Source organism: Desulfovibrio sp. 3_1_syn3 (genome assembly GCF_000145315.2).
Taxonomy (GTDB): domain Bacteria; phylum Desulfobacterota; class Desulfovibrionia; order Desulfovibrionales; family Desulfovibrionaceae; genus Desulfovibrio; species Desulfovibrio fairfieldensis.
Genome location: NZ_ADDR02000001.1, coordinates 1,795,001 through 1,810,506 on the forward strand (window position 1 = coordinate 1,795,001; position 15,506 = coordinate 1,810,506).

The 15,506-nt window shown below is 60.1% G+C and carries 11 protein-coding genes and 2 rRNA genes (1 of these 13 cut by a window edge); 10 read left to right on the plus strand and 3 right to left on the minus strand.

The genetic code is table 11. The features are described from left to right. The 8 genes from HMPREF0326_RS07585 to HMPREF0326_RS07620 form a co-directional block, all read left to right on the plus strand. Positions 1-1,646, plus strand: a 23S ribosomal RNA gene (locus HMPREF0326_RS07585); it begins 1,286 nt to the left of the window's first position. A gap of 45 nt (positions 1,647-1,691) precedes the next feature. Then, positions 1,692-1,806, plus strand: a 5S ribosomal RNA gene (gene rrf / locus HMPREF0326_RS07590). 314 nt (positions 1,807-2,120) lie between these two features. Next, positions 2,121-2,612: a hypothetical protein gene (locus tag HMPREF0326_RS07595; RefSeq protein WP_020990395.1), complete on the plus strand. Its 492-nt coding sequence runs from the start codon at positions 2,121-2,123 to the stop codon at positions 2,610-2,612. 470 nt (positions 2,613-3,082) lie between these two features. After that, on the plus strand, positions 3,083-3,904 hold the full coding sequence (locus tag HMPREF0326_RS07600) for a DUF4851 domain-containing protein (RefSeq protein ID WP_008686385.1): 822 nt from the start codon (positions 3,083-3,085) through the stop codon (positions 3,902-3,904). 434 nt (positions 3,905-4,338) lie between these two features. Further along, the gene (locus tag HMPREF0326_RS07605) at positions 4,339-5,580 is read left to right on the plus strand and encodes a pentapeptide repeat-containing protein (RefSeq protein WP_008686386.1); all 1,242 of its coding nucleotides are present in this window, start codon (positions 4,339-4,341) and stop codon (positions 5,578-5,580) included. Positions 5,581-5,719: 139 nt separating this feature from the next. After that, positions 5,720-7,885, plus strand: coding sequence for a polyphosphate kinase 1 (gene ppk1 / locus HMPREF0326_RS07610; RefSeq protein ID WP_008686387.1), 2,166 nt, complete (start codon positions 5,720-5,722; stop codon positions 7,883-7,885). A 25-nt stretch (positions 7,886-7,910) separates the two neighbouring features. After that, entirely contained in the window at positions 7,911-8,720 is an 810-nt protein-coding gene (locus HMPREF0326_RS07615; RefSeq protein ID WP_009301900.1) for an HD domain-containing protein, read from the plus strand. Then, positions 8,705-10,351 (plus strand): Ppx/GppA phosphatase family protein, encoded by a 1,647-nt coding sequence (locus HMPREF0326_RS07620; RefSeq protein ID WP_020990396.1) that lies wholly within the window; start codon positions 8,705-8,707, stop codon positions 10,349-10,351. Before HMPREF0326_RS07615 ends, HMPREF0326_RS07620 begins: the two co-directional genes overlap by 16 nt. A 51-nt stretch (positions 10,352-10,402) precedes the next feature. Here the strand turns inward: HMPREF0326_RS07620 and HMPREF0326_RS07625 are convergent, their stop codons facing one another. Beyond that, the gene (locus tag HMPREF0326_RS07625; protein ID WP_020990397.1) at positions 10,403-11,236 is read right to left on the minus strand and encodes a nitroreductase family protein; all 834 of its coding nucleotides are present in this window, start codon (positions 11,234-11,236) and stop codon (positions 10,403-10,405) included. Positions 11,237-11,368: 132 nt separating this feature from the next. Between HMPREF0326_RS07625 and HMPREF0326_RS07630 the strand changes: the two genes are divergently transcribed. Continuing rightward, a complete protein-coding gene (locus tag HMPREF0326_RS07630) occupies positions 11,369-12,001 on the plus strand; it encodes a helix-turn-helix domain-containing protein (protein ID WP_008686391.1) in 633 nt (210 codons plus the stop codon). A gap of 7 nt (positions 12,002-12,008) precedes the next feature. On the opposite strand, the gene HMPREF0326_RS07635 is transcribed toward HMPREF0326_RS07630, so the two are convergent. Next, the gene (locus HMPREF0326_RS07635) at positions 12,009-12,866 is read right to left on the minus strand and encodes a DMT family transporter (protein ID WP_008686392.1); all 858 of its coding nucleotides are present in this window, start codon (positions 12,864-12,866) and stop codon (positions 12,009-12,011) included. A 250-nt stretch (positions 12,867-13,116) separates the two neighbouring features. On the opposite strand from HMPREF0326_RS07635, the gene HMPREF0326_RS07640 reads away from it, so the two are divergent. Continuing rightward, entirely contained in the window at positions 13,117-13,710 is a 594-nt protein-coding gene (locus HMPREF0326_RS07640) for a hypothetical protein (RefSeq protein ID WP_008686393.1), read from the plus strand. Between the two features lie 78 nt (positions 13,711-13,788). Here the strand turns inward: HMPREF0326_RS07640 and HMPREF0326_RS07645 are convergent, their stop codons facing one another. Then, on the minus strand, positions 13,789-15,354 hold the full coding sequence (locus tag HMPREF0326_RS07645) for a polysaccharide biosynthesis/export family protein (protein WP_008686394.1): 1,566 nt from the start codon (positions 15,352-15,354) through the stop codon (positions 13,789-13,791). Between the last annotated feature and the right edge of the window lie 152 nt (positions 15,355-15,506).

The following is a 15,506-nucleotide window of genomic DNA, read 5'->3' on the forward strand; positions in this document are numbered from 1 at the left end:
TTATGCTGACATGAGTAACGATAAAACGGGTGAAAAACCCGTTCGCCGTAAACCCAAGGTTTCCTGGGTAAAGGTAATCTTCCCAGGGTTAGTCGGCCCCTAAGGCAAGGCTGAAAGGCGTAGCTGATGGGAAACGTGTTAATATTCACGTACTTGTGTGTTCGCGCGAAGGAGGGACGCAGGAAGATAGGCGATCCGGGTGTTGGATTACCCGGTGCAAGCGAGTAGGCATGGGAAGCAGGCAAATCCGTTTCCCTTTATGCTGAGACGCGAGTCCGTGGGCGTAAGCCCTGAAGTCGCTGAGTCTATGCTGCCAAGAAAAGCTTCTAAGTTTAGAACACGCAAACCGTACCGGAAACCAACTCAGGTGGGTGGGATGAATAATCCAAGGCGCTCGAGAGAACTCTGGCCAAGGAACTCGGCAAAATAACCCCGTACCTTCGGAAGAAGGGGTGCTCCTTTAGGTGAAGCGATTCACTTGTTGAGCCTGAGGGAGCCGCAGAGAAATGGTGGTGGCGACTGTTTACTAAAAACATAGGTCTGTGCGAAGTCGTAAAGACGACGTATACGGACTGACGCCTGCCCGGTGCCGGAAGGTTAAAAGGAGGGGTCAGCGCAAGCGAAGCTCCGAATTGAAGCCCCGGTAAACGGCGGCCGTAACTATAACGGTCCTAAGGTAGCGAAATTCCTTGTCGGGTAAGTTCCGACCTGCACGAATGGCGTAACGATCTCCACACTGTCTCGGCCAGAGACTCGGTGAAATTGAAGTCGCGGTGAAAATGCCGTGTACCCGCAGAAAGACGGAAAGACCCTGTGCACCTTTACTATAGCTTGACATTGGGATTTGAACCTGCATGTGTAGGATAGGTGGGAGGCTGTGAACTCTGTACGCTAGTATGGAGGGAGCCATTGTTGAAATACCACCCTTGTTTTTTCAGGTCCCTAACCCTCAGCCGTAAGCCGGCGAGGGAACAGTGTCTGGTGGGTAGTTTGACTGGGGCGGTCGCCTCCTAAAATGTAACGGAGGCATGCAAAGGTTCCCTCAGGCTGATTGGAAACCAGCCGTCGAGTGCAAACGCATAAGGGAGCTTGACTGCGAGAGAGACATCTCGAGCAGGTACGAAAGTAGGTGTTAGTGATCCGGTGGTCCCGAATGGAAGGGCCATCGCTCATTGGATAAAAGGTACGCCGGGGATAACAGGCTGATCGCATCCAAGAGTTCACATCGACGATGCGGTTTGGCACCTCGATGTCGGCTCATCACATCCTGGGGCTGAAGCAGGTCCCAAGGGTACGGCTGTTCGCCGTTTAAAGTGGTACGCGAGCTGGGTTTAAAACGTCGTGAGACAGTTTGGTCCCTATCTTCTGTGGGCGTTGGAGAATTGAAAGGGCCTGTCCCTAGTACGAGAGGACCGGGATGGACGCACCCCTGGTGGACCTGTTGTCGTGCCAACGGCATAGCAGGGTAGCTATGTGCGGAAGGGATAACCGCTGAAAGCATCTAAGCGGGAAGCCTGCCTTAAGATAAGTTCTCCCTGACGCAAGTCCTGAAGGGCCGAGGTAGACTACCTCGTTGATAGGCTGGGGGTGGAAGCGCCGCGAGGCGTGGAGCTGACCAGTACTAATAGCCCGTGAGGCTTGTTCTCTTGAAAAACTCCTTCCTTCCCTGTCAATTATATTTTGACAAATTTTTTGGCAGCCATAGAGAAGAGGGTACACCCGATCCCATTCCGAACTCGGTAGTTAAGCTCTTCCTCGCCGATGATACTGCATAACGTCATGTGGGAAAGTAGGCCGCTGCCAAAAATTATTCGGAAGCCCCCCTCGCCGCTCTCAGCGCGTGGGGGGCTTCTCTTGTCCCCCTATGCTGCCGCGCCTGCGCCCCCCCAACTCCGCGAATTCCCGAACCATCCCACCGCTTCCTTCATCCATCCCTCCCTTCATCACATCACCTTGAACCGGCCAGGCTGGAAAACCCTCGGAGCCGCTTCTAAAACTGCCCAGGGAGCTTTTTTGCCGCTGGGGGATATCCTCTCGGGCTTCTTCGCGCCTGCACGCCGCTTCCTTGACGGTATCTCCGGCGTATCCTGCCCTCCACCCTATGTGTGGTGGACAACCACATGATGATCAGATATTGCGCTCAGATGGCCATTGCCGAAGAGCCGGAAATCTGGCGTGCCGTTCCGGGCAGTATTTGTGGAGAATTCAGGCCGATGCGCGCCTTGCTCTTCGCCTGTGCCCTTTTCTGCCTTTTGACAGTTATCGGCGTGCCCGCTGCCGCTTTTCAGCGTTTGCGCATTTTGCCGTCAGGCGAAGACGATTGCCTGACCGGCACTCTTGTCATTGCGTTTGACAAGGAATTTAATGTCGATTTGCCGAGCAAGGAAGAAATTCTAGAGGCTGAGAATCTGGTACGCGCGGAATTGGAGCGCGAGGGAATAGGAGATTTCAATTACTGCATGAAAGTGAGCAGGGCCACTGCGGGAAAAATGATAATTATGCATGTGCGGCCGTTTTCGAAACCCACGCCGGGGGAGAGCCCTCCGAAGCGGTCTAGTCATATTTTTTACATTCAGAACGGCACATTGCGGGGGATTGAAAAAAATCCGTAGCAGTCTTTTTGATGCTGCCCGCAGCGGCTTGTATGCGAAGCCATGCGGCCTCCTTTTATCTCCTGGAAATGCGGAAATCCCGACAGCGTTGGGCGGCGGGATTTCTGTCCCGTATCACAATGGGTCTCAAGCGAGGCGGGCCGCGTCTTCCGCCTCGTTGACTTTCCCCTGTTTTCCGGGCAAGTCCGAACTACAGAAACAATCTGGTGTCGCGTCGAGATCGACACATGTCGCAAACCCGTAAGGGGTTGCGCACCGTCGCATGTGGCGAGAGCACAGCAAAAAAACACGTTTTTTGCTGTGCGATCTTCACGCCGAAGCGACCGAAGGCGGTGCGAAGTGCCGTGCCCGTTTGAGCGAAGCGAATTACGGACATCGACGGCAAAGATAACCACGCTTTCCGGCGCAGTGGTCTTAACACGTAAAACGAAGTTTTAAGTGTTGCATGGCACTCGCCGCGAGGAGGTTGTATGGCGCGTCTTGTGCTCATTTTGTTGGTCCCGCTCGTGTGCCTGGCTGGCATTATTTATAAGCTGGCCAAGGCTCGGCGCGTTGTGTCGGCGGATGGTATGCTGATTTCCGCCTATGCGCCTTCGCTTGCCGTGCGTTGCCGTGAGGACTTCGACCTGCTTGACGCCCGCCGGACCAGGATTTTTCCCAGGCTGAGCGCCAGGATCATGAGAACCTACCCCGCAAATGTCTGGTATGGCCTGTATGCCAACGGCGCCGGGGATGAGGCGTGTCCGCCCGCCCGGATGATCGTTATTCTGGCTTTTACTTCGGGAACGCTCTCTTGGGCTTCGGATGCGGTCACCGGCGTGGTAGGTCTGCATCATGTCAACCTACGGTATGACGAACTTGAGGGCACGGGCACCACAGTGCTGCCCACGGCGGAGAACGACCCCTGGTTCAATGCGCATGAATCCGGCCCCTGGAACCGTGGCAGCCTTGCCTACCGGATGATGTTTCTGACCAAGAAAAACAAGCTTAAAATTATTGTGGATTACCGTGAGCCGGATATGCGCGCCCGGCCCGGCGTGCCTCTCGCCGAGGATGACAGCGTGCCCCAGGACTTTGTGGAACGCGCCCAGGCCTCGTTCCGGCTTATCAGGGGCAGCGGGGAAGCTCCTTTGCCCGGCGGTTCAGGTGCGCTGCCTTTCTCGCCTCCGGAAGTGGATGCCAAGCTGCTTGCGGATATGACCGGCATGCTGTTGCGCAAACAGAGCTTTTTTGAATACCTTTCGCTGTTTGCGGATGATGTTCGTGAAATCATTTCCTATTTCCGGCGCTGAAGTGCGATTTTTCTCTAGGGGCTGTTTCTGACTCAGTCCTGTTGCTTTCCGGATTCGTCAACCTATGCTTTTTACTCCAGAATTTAGAAACAGCCCCTGATGGCTGATTGCAAAAATTTCGAACATGCTTTTTAGTTTTAGCAGGATCGTCAGCCAAAGCGCGGCATGCTGTATGTTGTAAAAAAGTGTTTTTAACCAGCCAGGGTTAGTGGCCGATTTGTAGATTCGTATTCTTCTTTCACGCAAGAAGCGTGAAGCCCGGCTGTTTCGGCAATCGGGCTTTCTTTTTTCGCTGTTCCCTGTCGGGCCGTTTTACCGCGAAAACGGCGGCTGCCGCTGTGGACAGCTACCCTATGATCAGATAAATGATTATTATGTCTTGAAAAGAGTATTGCAGTCCGGGACAGGCGGAGCCCCTGGACGGAGGAGACCCTATGTTGCGCAGTATGCGCCGTTTCAGTTTGCTTCTGGCGGCGTTTATTATTTTTTTCAGCCAGACCTCCGGCGCGGAGGTGCGTCTTTCCGGTGCGGGCAAACAACTCAGCGGGCATACCTTTGTGGGCGTCCGCCTCTGCGACCTGCGCCTGGCGGATACGGTCATCCGGGACATGGTGTTTGAAGACGTGGTCGCGGGCGGAGCGCATTTCCGCAACATTATTTTTGAAAACTGCCGCTTTTCGCGGGTGGATCTGAGCCATTCCACATTTGAAAATGTGGTGTTCAGGAATTGCGCTCTGGAGTCGGGAAAAAATGCCGACGGCACGCTTGTGCTGACCACGTTCGAGGGCTCGTCCATGAAGGACGTGCTTTTTGAACAAAGCCGTCTGTACAGAGTCCGCCTGGCCGAACTTCAGGGAGCGGGCGGCAAGGTGTCGTTCAAGAAAATGACCGATATCGTGCCCGAAGAAAACTACGGGCTGTTGCTGTCCGGCCAGGAGCTCCGGATTTGTGTGGAAGATTCGCAGATCAGCGGCGGCAAGATCAAAATCCACATGGCTGAAAAAAATAAAAGCTTCCTGATTGCGCGCAACAGCATTTTCAGCCGCTTTTCAGTCTATTGCGACGCCATTTTCATGCAGAACTGCACCATCGCCGATTCCCGTCTGGGAGCCGCCGAGTTGATTGTGCGCGACTCCAGCCTGTCCGGTGCGGAGGTGCTCAGCACGGTCAAGGGCTATCTGGTCTATAATCTGTATTCCTCCGGCAAGGGCGGGGCGGGCAACAGCGCGCATGCTTTGGGCAAGGGCAAAATATACGTCCTGCACCGTGACCCGGCTCCGGCGCATTTGTCATTGGGCGGCGGCAACCTGGAAGCGCGGGACATTGTCCTGGCGTCGCCGATACTGGGCAGCAAGGCCGGGGAAGTCACCCGGCGCCTGGATTTGCGCAATGTGCAGATCAAAGGCGGCAGCTGGCGCTATTTGCGTCTGTTGAGCGGCCAATGGGAAAATGTGGTCATTGAGCCGCCTGTCATTGTGGACAAAAGCCGTCTGGAAAATGTAGCGGCCTATAATCTGCAATTTCCCCAAGGGGAGCCCTGGAGTGAGGTTGAAGAGTCCGAAGGGCCTCTGTATTTTGGCGTGACGCGGCGGCCCACGCCCTTTGCCTGGGAAGAGGTGCATGTGCCCGAGCCCGAGGATTGGGGCATTGCTTGGCGTGTGATCGGCGGGCGGTGAGCCGTCCCGGAAAATGTCACGAAAATGTCACCTTTTGCTTCTTGTCTGCCGTCCCGTGTGCTGTATGCTGAACAAGCGGATCATAACGGGCGGGGCCGTGCCTGGATCGTGCCTGTTCAACGCTCACTGAGGAGATCGTATGCCCAAGGATGCCGTTGCAACCGGGTCCGTCGAGGTTGATGAAGGCCAAGCGGGGTGCTGCGCCGCGGCGATTGAAGATCTGAGCTGCCCGGATCTGTATCTGAACCGCGAGTTGAGCTGGCTGAAATTCAACGCCAGGGTGCTTGACCAGGCGCTGGATCCGCGTTTTCCGCTGCTGGAGCAGTTGAAATTTCTGGCTATTTTTCACAATAACCTGGATGAATTCTTCATGGTCCGGGTGGCGGGCATCGTGCAGCAGCACAAGAACGGTCTGCCCTGCGGCACGCCGGACAAGCTGCGCCCGGCCCGCCAGCTGGCGGAAATCCGCAAGCGGGTTCTGGCCCTGCAGGAAACAGCCTATAAGCACTGGAAAGAACTTTCACGCCAGTTGGCTAAAAAAGGCGTGCGCTTCCGGCGCTACAGCCAGCTCACGGAAAAACAGCGTAAATTTCTGGATGATTTTTTCCATACCGAAGTCTATCCGGTGCTGACGCCCCAGGCCATTGATCCGGCCCATCCCTTTCCCACCATTTCCAATCTGAGTATCAACTTTATCGTCCAGCTCCAGTGCCCGGACAATACCATCCGTTTTGCCCGGCTGCGCTGCCCCAGCAATGTTTCGCGTTTCGTTTTCGTGCCGCGCACCAAGGCGGCCAAGGATTACGTCTGCCTCGGCCTGTCCAGCAATCTGCGCGACACAGACGTGATTCTGCTGGAGGATCTGATCCGCCAGTATCTGGAAACCCTGTTTTACGGCAATAAAATTCTGGCCTGCGGCCTGTTCCGGATCACTCGCAATACGGACCTGGAGCTTGCCGAGGAAGAAGCCGACGACCTACTGGAAGCCATCAGGGACCTGGTGGACCAGCGCCGCTTCGGCGATGTGGTGCGCCTGGAGTTCGCCAGCGGGGTGAATCGCATGCTGGTTGATTTTCTGGCGCGGCATCTGGAGGTGAGGCCGTTTCAAATCTACAAGATCCGGGGGCCCCTGGCTTTTTCCCAGATGTTGCCGTTTTACGGCGTGGACAGGCCCGGCCTCAAGCTGCCGCCGCAGCACCCCCGTCAGCCCGACATCTGCGGCATGGAAAGCATGTTTCCGGCCATCCGCGCCAAGGACAGGCTGCTCTACCACCCGTACGACAGTTTTTGTGCCGTGCTGGAATTTATCCGACAGGCCAGCGAGGACCCGGACGTGATGGCCATCAAGCAGACCCTTTACCGGGTAGGCGCCAATTCGCCCATCGTGGGGGCGCTCATGGAGGCCCGGAGGCGCGGCAAGCAGGTCACGGCCGTGGTGGAGCTGAAGGCCCGCTTCGACGAGGAACGCAACATCACCTGGGCCGAGGAACTGGAGGATGCGGGCGTCAACGTGGTCTACGGCCTCAAGGGCATGAAGATCCATGCCAAACTCTGCCTTGTGGTCCGCAGGGAGGGGCGCGGCCTGACCTGCTACGCGCACATCGGCACAGGCAACTACAATCCTTCCACCGCCCGGATTTATACGGATATGGGCTTGCTCACGGCCGATCCGCAGATCTGCGCGGATATAACGGATCTTTTCAACTACATGACCGGCTACGCCGTGCACGAACGCTATCAGCGCCTTCTGGTTTCACCGGTCAATATGCGCCGGGGCCTGCTCTCGCGCATTGAGCGCGAAATCGAGCATCAGCGGGAGCGCGGCAACGGTCAGATCATCATCAAATGCAATCACCTGGTGGACGAAGGGCTGATCCGCGCGCTGTACCGCGCCTCACAGGCCGGGGTGCGCATTGACCTGCAGGTGCGCGGCATCTGCTGCCTCAGACCGGGCCTGCCGGGGGTGAGCGAAAATATCGACGTCACCTCCGTGGTGGGGCGTTTTCTCGAACATCCGCGCATCTACTGGTTCTGCAATAACGGCGCTGACGAGCTGTACATGGGCAGTGCCGACATGATGCCGCGCAATCTCAACCGCCGCGTGGAAGTTCTGACGCCCGTGCTGGACAAGGAACTGCGCGACTATCTTCGCAATACTGTTCTGAAACTGCATTTGAAAGACACTGTACAGTGCTACAGAATGCTTGCCGACGGTGAATATCTTCGCATCAAGCCCGGAAAAAAGGACAAGCTTGTCAATTCTCAGGAGAGCCTGATAGAATTGTACAGTGCCTCTCAGAAGTAATGCCAACCCTAACGCCGACCAAACTATGAAAAAAGACAACGACGAAAACAAAACACTGGCTCCAACGGCCACAACGGCCAAACCCGCTCCCCCGGCCAGGAAGCGGCCTTCCCGCGCCAAAAGCGGCGGTACGGCCAAGGCCGCATCGGCGCCCGCCGCTGAAAGCGCGCCGAAAGCCGCTGCAAAGGCCCCCGCGGCCAAGACGCCGAAGCCCGTGGACGGCGCTGCCGCGCACTGCACGGTCGCGCCGGTGGACGTGGCCTACGAACCCAGCCTGCCCGATGACCCGGTCTACACCGGGGCTCTGGTTCACGGCCGACAGGTGGAGCACCTTGCCGCCGCGCTTTTCCGCGAATTTGCGCCGCTGCACAAGCTGGGTGCCCCTTGGGAAGAGCGCCTGCGCGCCGCCGCCCGCCTGCACGATATCGGTTGGGTGGAGGGCCGGAAAAAGCACCATAAAACCAGCATGCGGCTTATTGAAACGGATCCGGCCCTGGTGCCGGATGAGACGGAACGTTCCCTGGTGGCTCTGCTGGCACGCTATCACCGGCGGGCTTGGCCTTCGCCCCGGCATCGGCGTTTCGCAGCGTTGGGCAAGGATGATCGGAAATGCGTGCGGCGTCTGGCCGCGCTGTTGCGCTTGGCCGACGCCTTGGATTACAGCCGTCAGGGCCTGGTGGAGGACATCAGCGCCCGGATCGGCAAAAAGCGCGTGGAATTGTGCCTGCAGGCCAAGGCCCCCTGCCCGGAGGAAATGCGCCGGGCCAAGGTCAAGGGAGACCTTTTTGAAGCCGAGTTCGGCAGGGAGCTGCGCTGTTCATGCCTGCCGCAATGAAGTCCCCGGCCCATGCCGCCGTTCCCGCTGGGTCAGTGGGAACGGGCGAGGCCCCCGGAACCGCCGTTCAGCCCGGCAAGGTGCTGGGCATTTTCGACCTGGGCAGCAACTCCGTGCGCCTGATGCTGGTGCGGGTGGGGCCGGTCAATGCCTCCTGCACGGTGCTCAATCAGGTTAAGCATATGGTCCGTCTGGGCGAGGGCGTGTTTCTGCACGGCCGCCTGCACGAGGAGGCCATGCAGCGCACTGTCCATGTGCTCCAGGGCATGGCCGGGATGTGTTCGGCTTACGGCGTTACGGATATTGTGGCCTGCGCCACGGCAGCCGTGCGCGACGCGGATAACGCCCCGGTTTTTCTCAAGCGGGTCCGGGAGCATACGGGCCTGACCTTCACCGTCATTTCCGGACGGGAGGAGGCGCGCCTGATCTATCTGGGCGTGGCCAGCGGCCTGGAATACAGCGAGGAAAACCGGCTGTTCATCGACATCGGCGGCGGCAGCACGGAGCTGATTGTGGGCAATTCCCACAATTTCTCCAATTTGGATTCCGTGAAAGTGGGCTGTGTGCGCCTGAGCAACCAGTTTTTCGGCGCGGACGACGGCCCGGCATCCGCGGCGCGTTACCGCCAGGTGCAGGACGCCATCCGCAATCAACTGCTGCACGCGGTCAAGCGCATTGAAGGTTACGATCTGGCCGAGGCCGTGGGCAGTTCCGGCACCATCCAGAACCTGGCAGCCATGGCCGCTGCCGCCGACCAGACGGGACTGGGCAAAAAAGCGCCGGAAGCGCGCTTTCTGACCTATGACAAATTGTTGCCCCTGGCGGACAGAATCCGAAATTGCACTCTGGAGGAGCGCCGGGCTCTGCCGGGCATCAATCCCAAACGGGCCGACGTCATCGTGGCCGGAGCGGCCATTGTCCAGACCCTGATGGAAGAGCTGGGCGTGGAGAGCATCAGCGTCAGCAACCGCAGCCTGCAAAACGGCATTTTGCTGGACTATCTGATGCGGACCCGGCCCGATGTCTTCCCCGAGGGCATTCCCACGCGGGAGCAGAGCGTACTGCAACTGGGCCGTCTCTGCCGCTTTGAGGAGCGCCACTCCCGCCACGTGGGCGATCTGGCCCTGATGCTTTTCGACAGCGCCGCCAGCCTGGGGCTGCACAAAGGCGGCAAGGGCCGTCGCGAACTTCTGCGTTACGCGGGCCTGCTGCATGACGTGGGCATTTTCATTTCCTTTGAGAACCACCATGCCCACAGCCACTATCTGATCCGGAACAAGGAACTGCTGGGCTTCACGGATGAGGAAATCGATGTGCTGGCTGCCACGGTCTATTTTCACCGCAAGCGGGCTTCGCCCAAATACGAAATTTTCGCGCAACTCGCTCCGGCCCGGCAGGAGGCCGTGCGGATTCTTTCCCTTTTTCTGACCCTGGCCGAGCGCCTGGACAAAACCCATTGCCAGTTGGTGCGCGCGGCGGAATTTCAACGCCGGGGCAAAAAACTGGAGCTCCACATCAAAACCGTGGCCGCCTGCCCCATGGAATTGCGCGAAATGGAGCGCAGCCGCAAACTGCTGCACAAGGTGCTGGGGGAGAAGGTGGGCGTTCGTCTGGTACCGTGTGACGTTTAAACGTCACACGGTACCAGACGCCGGGCGCGAGTCCGGCTACCGGCGGCCCGCTCAGCGGCCGGACCAGACCACGCGGTGGATTTCGGCCGGGCCGTGTTCCGCGGTGCGCATATAGTACACCGCCGGAGAGCCGAAAAGCATGGCGTAGCCCAGTTCATGCGTCTCCGGAATGCCCAGCCGGGGCAGCAGTTCCGGCAGCACCAGCCGCAGACACCAGTAGAGCAGGCCGCACCAGACCGTGCCCAGACCGGCGCTCTGGGCCATGAGTTCAAAGTACGAAAGATAGATCAGCGAGTCCTGCTCCCGGCAGGGCGCGTCCACGGCATTGGAAACCAGAATGCAGTGGGGCGCCTGCCGGAAAATGGGGTCCTGGCCGTTGCGCCAGAGCTCCGGCGCGGTGGTGAAAAAACGGCGGCGCGGGTTTTCCGGCATACGGTTTTCCCGCACCAGATTCTCCAGGCGCTGGTAGACTTCGCGCCGGAAGTCATCCATGACCTCAAGATCGTCAATGACCGTCACCCAGAGCTTACGCGCGTTGACCCCCGTGGGCGCTTGCGCCGCCACGTCCAGCACTTGGCGAAGCAGCGCGGGGTCCACGTCTTTCCGGATGTAGCGGCGTACGGAACGGCGGCCCTTCATCAGGGTCGCCACCTGCTCCGGCGCGGGCAGGTTCCCTTTGAGAGCTTTGCTTTCCGCAGGACTGTGCCCCAGAATGGAAATGGCCCCCACGGGACAGACCGCCAGACAGTGCAGGCAGCGCATACAGATGTCCTCATTGGGGATAACCGGATACTGATCCCGCATCTGAATGGCCTGGGGCAGGCAGTCCTCGGCGCAGGCGCCGCAGGAAACGCATCTATCTTTATCAACAGTAAATTGCAGCATTATAAACTCCTTTGCGGGCGCAGACGCCCGATGGAGCCATGATAGGCGCGGGGCCCCGGCCTGACAAGAGCGGCGGCATGGGGCCCCGCATCTCGTGGAGCAACCTGTACCCTGACCCTGGTACGCCGGGGCGTGGTCTGCCTGCGGCGGGGCCGGACGGAATGCGTTTACCCGCGCGGCAGCGTGTATGCCGTGGCGCGGCATGAGCCGCACAGTCCGGCCTACAGCGACGATTTTGATTGTGTTTCCCTCTGCATTGACCTGCAACGTTGCGCGGCCCTGCGCCGCGAGGCGCTCAAACGCGTCTGCGCGGAGTATTGCGGCCTGCTGCGGGAAAAGGGCCTGCTACGCCCGGAGGACGCGGGCGCGCTGCTGACCGGCCTGAATACCCTGCTTCCGGAGACGGGAATGCCGGCCAGGGACGGGCGGCCGCCGCTGCATCCCGCTGTCAGCGCATCGCTGCGGCGTTTTGAGCTCCCGGAGGAGGAAGGCGCGGACACGGCCCCCGCTGCGGATGCGCTCAGTCCCTTTCATTTTATCCGCCGCTTCAGGCGGGAACTGGGGCTCACGCCGCACAAGTATCTTGTGCAAAGCCGGGTCCGCGCGGCTCGCCACCTGCTCGCGCACGCGCCGTCCATTGCCGACCTGGCCGCTCGGCTCGGCTTTTGCGATCAGAGTCATCTGGACCGCTGTTTCAAGCGGGCGCTGGGCGTCAGCCCCAGGGCTTACCGCGAGGCCTGCATTTTCTGGGAGAATTGGGGCTGACCGGCGGTCAACTCCGGCCACGTTGAAACAATGCCAGCCCGGCCAGAATTAGGGCCCCGCCCGCGAAGGTCCCCGGTCCGGGCATCTCAGCCAGAACGGCATAGCCCAGCAAAAAGGAAAAGAGCGGGGTCAGAAACATATAGGCGGCTACAGTGCCGGTGCTTTTCGCTAGGGCCAGCGCTTTGGCCCAAAGCAGATAGGCCAGGGCGCTGGGGAAAAGCCCCAGAAAGACGACCGCGCAACAGTGCGTCCAGGGCGCGAGGCAGAATCGGCGCACGGCTTCGGGCGCGAAAGGGCTGAGCGTCAGCGCGGCGCAGACGAAGCTCCAGGCGGTCAGCGTCAGCGTGCCGCAGCGCCCGGCATAGCGCCGTTGCAGCAGATTGTAGCCGCTGATGCAGACGGCTGCTCCCAGAGTCCAGAAAATCCCGTCATTGAGGGAAAGCCTTCCGTCCCAAAGCGTAAGGATCAGGGCTCCGGCAAAGGCCAGAGCCAGAGCGAGCCAGCCCGAGGGACGCAGCCTTTCCCGCAGCAGCCCGGCCGCCATGACCGCCGTGATCAGGGGCGCGGTGGAGATCAGAGCGCAGCTCGTGGCGGCGGTCAGGCCGGCCTGTCCCGTGTTGAACAGCCAGAGATACAGGGAAAAGCCAAGAATGCCGGAAAGCAGGAATACGGGCCAGTCCCTCGCGGCAGGCTTTGCGTGCCGCGCGGCCAGGCAGAGCAGGGCAAGGGCGGCCACGGCGCACCGCAGAAAGCCGAGAGTCGCGGGCGTGAACGAAGCCAGCGCCACCTTGGTGAAGACATACGCCGAGGACCAGAGCACGGCGGCGCAGAGCGCGTAACAATGGCTGCAATAACAGGCGGACATGGCATCTCCTTTTGAAGGATATGCTATGCGCCGCCCCGGCGGCCCGCTTGGATAAAATTGCGCTCCGGCTGCGGTGGGAAGCGGATATTCGTTTTTCTGCCGGGCGGTGAGGAAAAGCGGGTTTTTCCACCGGGGAGCAGCCGCTGCTCTAAAGTTTACGGCCGGAAGAGCGATATATGAAATAGGGGAATTGGAATATTCTGCGTGCCGCCCGTTGCGGCGTGGGAGAGGCGGAGTAGAGGAGGTCTGTATGGGCGTGGACGGCATCAATGTCATGGCCGGGAATTTCGTTTCCACCGACAGCCAGGAGTCCAAATACAGCAAAGCCCGGCAGATCGCCGCCGAGGCGCGCGGTCAGATGGCCAACCGCCAGGACAGCGTGCTTCTCGCGGGCATGGCGGCCTGTATGGCTGCTGACCCCAATGGCGCGAGTATGAGCCGCAGGGTTCTTGAGGGACAGAAAGCCGCCCGCCGGATGCAGTTGGACATGCGGCAGAACGTGGCTGAAAAGTCTCAGGATAATCTGGATGAGATCAAAAAACGCCTGGAAGAAAAGACCGAGGAAATCCTGAACGGTTCGGACGAGCGGAAGGCTGCTTCGGAATCTTCCGTGGATGAACAGGGCGCGTCTGCCTCCGTAACGGCTGATGCGACTGCCAAGCCCGCGCAAGGGCGTACTGACGGCGGGGCGCGGCTGATTGCAACCACGGCATTCGATACCGGCGGCGCGGAGAGTACTGCCGCCGTTGCCGCGGCAGCCTCGGTGGCAGCGCCGGTCGAGGCTGCCGGAACCTCCGCGACTCAAGCCGGTGCGCTGCCCGGAGCTCTTGACCTGACGGTGTAAGTTTTTTTCTTTTATAACTGCAACGGCGCGCGCTCTTCACCGGAAGAGCGCGCGCCGTTTTGTTCGTCAAATGGAAGATTATTGCAGGAACGGCAGGCCGAGCACCGCGCCGGTGGACACAGCCACCTGCATGAGCACCTGGGAAATGTCCTTGACGGCCTGCATATTCTTGGATTCCACCTTGGGAAGCACCAGGATCTGGTCGCCGGAGCGGATGGCGTCGCCGTTCTGGGAAACCGAGCCGTTCTGGTGCATGACCAGCACATGATCCCGATCGGCCCGGTTGCTGTAGCCGCCCGCGCCCTTGATGTAATCCCGGAGATCCTTGTCCTCGTTCCAGAGCATGGCCTGGGGCACCATGACCTCGCCGCTGACCAGCACCACGTCGCTCTTGCCGGGGATCACGATGACGTCGCCATCCTCCAGCACCAGCTTGCCGCTGTCCGCGCCGTTGTCCAGCACCACCACGCCCTCGGGCTCCACGCTCTTGGCCCGTTCCACGAATTTGGCGATCATCTCCGCTTCCTTGGCCCGGATCTGTGATTCCTCGGAGCTGGAGGACGAGGCCGTGAGCGCGGTTTCCTCCAGGCGGCGCAGGGAGTCGGCAATGGCTTTCTTCTGCCGGGCGGCCACGCTTTTGCGCTTGATGTACATGGCCTTGATATTGGCCCGCCCCGGCTCCACGGCGATGAAGTTCTGCACGTCCTTGAGGCGCGCGCCCCGGCGCACCGGAAAACGCGACGTGCCGCGCACCGCGCCCTGAACTTCGATCATCATGGTGTTGCCCGTGGCGTCGGCCATGAACTCTACGCGGTCGCCGTCCTCCAGGTTGAGATGGCGCAATTCCTTGAGCGGCAGATAGGTGCTGTAGGGCGCGCCGTTGCGCGTGCCGTTGAGGGCGACGTGCGAGGCCCGGCGTTCAGGTTCGGCCAGTTCCATGAGCGCCGCGCCCGTGGCCCGGCCCTTGAGAAACTCAAAACGCGCGGCGTTGCGCACCGCGCCTGTGGCCGTGACCGTCGGGCCCTTGTCGCCCACCACCAGGGTGTCGCCTTCCTGCAGGCGCACGGAGGGCAGCTCGCCCCGGCGCGCAAAGGGATAGAGGTCCAGGCTGTTGATGGTCTTGCCGTCGCGGATCAGGTTCACGGCCCGGTAACTGCCGCGCACCGGGTCGATGCCTCCGGCCTTGTCCAGAAAGCTGAGCACCGGATCATTGGGCGAGCCCGCGTAACGGCCGGGCTTGGCCACGCCGCCGGTCACGAAAATGGAAACGGGCCGGGCGTCCAGCGGAGCCGCATAAACCTGTGTGTCGGCATGGCCGGTGGCCGCCAGCTTGCTGCGCAGGTCGTCCACCAGCTTGTCGTGGGCCAGCCCCGCCACGGGCAGGGGGCCCACTTCCGGCAGGTCGATGCGGCCCAGCGCGTCCACAGTGAAGGTGCCGTCCACATTCAGGCCGCCGCCCCAGAGGCGCAGCACCACGCGGTCGCCGGGAGCCACCGCGCCGTTTTCCTGGCTTTTGGCGAAATTACCCTGAAAAAGATTGGCCCCGTAGGGCAGCACGCTGTCGGCGGCCCGGGCGGACGGGCCCGTCCCGCAGACAAGGCCGACACAAAGGAGAGCGAGAACAAAGCGGAATGATTTGAGCATGGTTGTGATCACGCCTTGTGTTGATCCGGGCCGTGCGGCGTGAACGCGGCGCAGAGCTGTATTGCGCGACAGCCTGAAAGGACGATTTTTGTTTTTCGGCAAGGAAGAAGGCGATTGCGGCTCAGGAATAGTACTCTTTGGTACAGGCCCGG

Coding starts and splice junctions, on each gene's coding strand:
- HMPREF0326_RS07595 (WP_020990395.1), top strand. CDS start 2,121: ATGATGATCAGATATTGCGCTCAGATGGCCATTGCCGAAGAGCCGGAA.
- HMPREF0326_RS07600 (WP_008686385.1), top strand. CDS start 3,083: ATGGCGCGTCTTGTGCTCATTTTGTTGGTCCCGCTCGTGTGCCTGGCT.
- HMPREF0326_RS07605 (WP_008686386.1), top strand. CDS start 4,339: ATGTTGCGCAGTATGCGCCGTTTCAGTTTGCTTCTGGCGGCGTTTATT.
- ppk1 (WP_008686387.1), top strand. CDS start 5,720: ATGCCCAAGGATGCCGTTGCAACCGGGTCCGTCGAGGTTGATGAAGGC.
- HMPREF0326_RS07615 (WP_009301900.1), top strand. CDS start 7,911: ATGAAAAAAGACAACGACGAAAACAAAACACTGGCTCCAACGGCCACA.
- HMPREF0326_RS07620 (WP_020990396.1), top strand. CDS start 8,705: ATGCCTGCCGCAATGAAGTCCCCGGCCCATGCCGCCGTTCCCGCTGGG.
- HMPREF0326_RS07625 (WP_020990397.1), bottom strand. CDS start 11,236: ATGCTGCAATTTACTGTTGATAAAGATAGATGCGTTTCCTGCGGCGCC.
- HMPREF0326_RS07635 (WP_008686392.1), bottom strand. CDS start 12,866: ATGTCCGCCTGTTATTGCAGCCATTGTTACGCGCTCTGCGCCGCCGTG.
- HMPREF0326_RS07640 (WP_008686393.1), top strand. CDS start 13,117: ATGGGCGTGGACGGCATCAATGTCATGGCCGGGAATTTCGTTTCCACC.
- HMPREF0326_RS07645 (WP_008686394.1), bottom strand. CDS start 15,354: ATGCTCAAATCATTCCGCTTTGTTCTCGCTCTCCTTTGTGTCGGCCTT.